Raw genomic sequence first — 2,967 nt, forward strand, 5'->3', positions numbered from 1 at the left:
ACTCGAATAAGGTTGAACATACTTTGTAAATAGAAAATATTAAATACAACATGGTTCTATTACGTTTTTACGATATTAGTAAAAATGAGTTACCGGGAGATAACGTATTTAATTTGATGTACTGAAAATCGCTTTGCTTTGCTTTGGTTCAATATCATTGGAAATAATTATATGTGGGTGCTCAGTTTGGTATTTTACCAATAATTCGTTGATATTTTATGGGTTTTCGTTAAAAATGCGATTTTGTTTGTCAATTTAATAACGAAAATCCTTCATCCAGTAAAGCATTACTTTTCCTTCTTAGTTCTTCATAATGTATTTCTAAATTATACAAGCTATTGAGAGTGTTGTAATTCTTGACAATTTGCAAAATTCATTTTAACCATCTTTCATCCAGGCAGATTTTTGAAAAATGGGAACAAAAAAGAAATGAAGCGCAAATTATTATGAAGAAAAAAAGAAACCTTTTAATCAAAGGGGGAAATAGTAATGTCAACCAAAGCGCGTAATATTGTTGATGATTCACCATTAACGAAATTCCACATGAAATTAACAATATTTACAGCAGGTGGTCCTTTTCTTGATGGTTATATACTTAGCATCGTTGCAATGGCTTTAATCCCATTAAATCAATCATTTGAGATCAATGGTTTATGGAACGGGCTACTGGGGTCTTCTGCTTTAATTGGAATATTCATTGGTGGAATAATATTCGGCTATCTAACGGATAGGATTGGCCGAGAAAGCATGTATCGTTTGGATCTAATAGCATTTCTTGTTTTATCCATACTTCAAATATTTGCAACAAATGTCGAACAGCTATTCATTATCCGAGTGTTGTTAGGTATAGCCATAGGGGCTGATTATCCAATTGCCACCTCGTTGTTAACGGAATTTGCACCTAAGAAATATCGAGGGAAAATGATCGGATTCCTTACTATATCTTGGTATTTGGGTGCAACTGTCGCTTACTTTGCAGGCTACTTTTTATTAAACTTAGGACCGGATGCTTGGAAATGGATGTTAGGATCAAGTGCTATACCTACATTAATTGTTATATTTATGCGTTTAAATACTCCTGAATCACCAAGATGGCTTTTAAGCAAAGGACAGAAAGAAAAGGCATTACGAATCATGAAAAATATCTATGGGGAATCCACGACACTAGAAGATATTCCTTCAGGGCCAGTTCAAAAACCAAGTCTCATGAAACTCTTTTCGCCCGCCTATCGAAAACGTACAATTTTTGTCATGCTATTCTGGAATTTTCAATTAATCCCGATGTTTGCGATTTATACATTTGCACCAACTTTGTTAGAAACCTTTAATTTAAATAAGGGGGATTTGTCCCATATTGGATCGGCATTAATTTCATTCATGTTTTTAATTGGGTGTACGGTCTCTATGTTCTTTATTGATCGCATTGGACGGAGATCTCTCTGTATCGGGGGCTTCTTTTTTACCACAATCGCCCTGCTAGGTCTGGGGTTAGCACCTGAAGCAAGCGGTTGGATCATCGTTAGTTTGTTCTTTATGTATGCATTTTTCGCAGGAGCTCCTGCTATTCTTGAATGGGCTTATCCAAATGAACTATTCCCGACAGAAATTAGAGGAACTGCAGTTGGCTTTGCTACAACAGTAACCAGAATCGGTGCCTCAGTCGGAACATTCGGTTTACCAATTGCTTTAGCAACATATGGAGTTGGACCCACGATGCTATTGGCAGCAGGATTGAACGTTATCGGATTACTGGTATCCGTCTTTATGGCACCTGAAACAAAGAACCTTAGCTTAGAAGAAGCGAGCCATGATGAAGCGAGCAAAATGGATGAAAAAGAGGATGTATCAAACTATTAAAAGAAACGTAACTTTAAAAAAATTTTGAAAGTAAAAAATGAAAAATGAAGTTACATGGCAGACTATAAAAGAAGTCTGCTTTCTCTATTTTTATAAAGATAGATTAACACTTTATCATTATTCAAAAAAATTAGGAGTCTTCTTAACATAGTAGCCATACAAAGCTATTTTATAAGTTTAGGATGACTCCTTTTTATATGAAAATTTTGATTCGGAAAGATACTCCCTAAAAGGGGGGAATCCTGGTTGTAAAGCACTAACTAAAGCGGCATCCGTTACCGTGATATGTTCAAGTTCTATTAAAAGGAGTAAGTTATAACCCTCCCACTTTGGCTTTTTGCTAAAATAAGTAATAATTAATAATAAAACCAATGTTACAACCAACGTGCGAAAGTGGTCCAGATTGGTGACAGCTACGAAAAGATAGAGGTTCCAGAAATAAAATTACCTGCCCAAAAATAGTTGGCCAGTAAATAAAAAGGGCACCTTTTTTATATTTAGTATAAAAAACTCAGACAAGCTTCCCTGTAACAATATAACTAATACTCCTATTATTGTGATGACCAACAACAATTGAGATACTCCTCTTTATGTAAGGATGTGATACTTGTGAGGAATATTAGAGTTGGATCTGCCTAATCAGTGGCAAAATAATTGGAATTAGCTATATGATTATTTTCCCGTGTGCATTTTCTTATTTATTACGGAATGTATCAGTTTGAGAAATCGGAATCGGACTAAATGAGTCAGGAGAGTTTCTTTTGATTTTAATTTCTACCTTTACTGCAATTTCTTGCTTTTTTTATTGGTGGGTGAAATAACGAATGAGCAAATATTTGGCGGCTTATTTGTGCTTTTGGTGTTTATTTAACTGCAGGAATACTTGATCAGAGGATTAAAATGATCAAGGAAAACAAGCAAATATAATATAAAAGTTATTTCATAAAAAAATCTAGAAATAGTTTGAATAATATGAAATACTTTGAAATATCACTAGATGTCTCGTATAATAATTGGGAATAACTCCCTGGTCTGGCCGGAAGATTGAATTTGTTTATAGCTAAAAACTATAGAAAGATATTTTATTAAGAGAGTAAAAGGGGGTACTGA

General features: G+C 34.3%; 1 protein-coding gene. It reads left to right on the top strand.

All coding sequences use genetic code 11. From position 1 onward, the window contains the following. Nucleotides 1–489 precede the first annotated feature (489 nt). Nucleotides 490–1,857, top strand: coding sequence for an MFS transporter (locus ACFVSH_RS17655; protein ID WP_349728119.1), 1,368 nt, complete (start codon nucleotides 490–492; stop codon nucleotides 1,855–1,857). Nucleotides 1,858–2,967 lie beyond the last annotated feature (1,110 nt).

Source organism: Peribacillus sp. NPDC058002 (assembly GCF_042886655.1).
Taxonomy (GTDB): Bacteria; Bacillota; Bacilli; order Bacillales; family DSM-1321; genus Peribacillus; species Peribacillus aracenensis.

What these genes read in the sequence shown, in the direction of transcription:
- ACFVSH_RS17655 (WP_349728119.1), top strand. Translation starts at nt 490, where the DNA reads ATGTCAACCAAAGCGCGTAATATTGTTGATGATTCACCATTAACGAAA.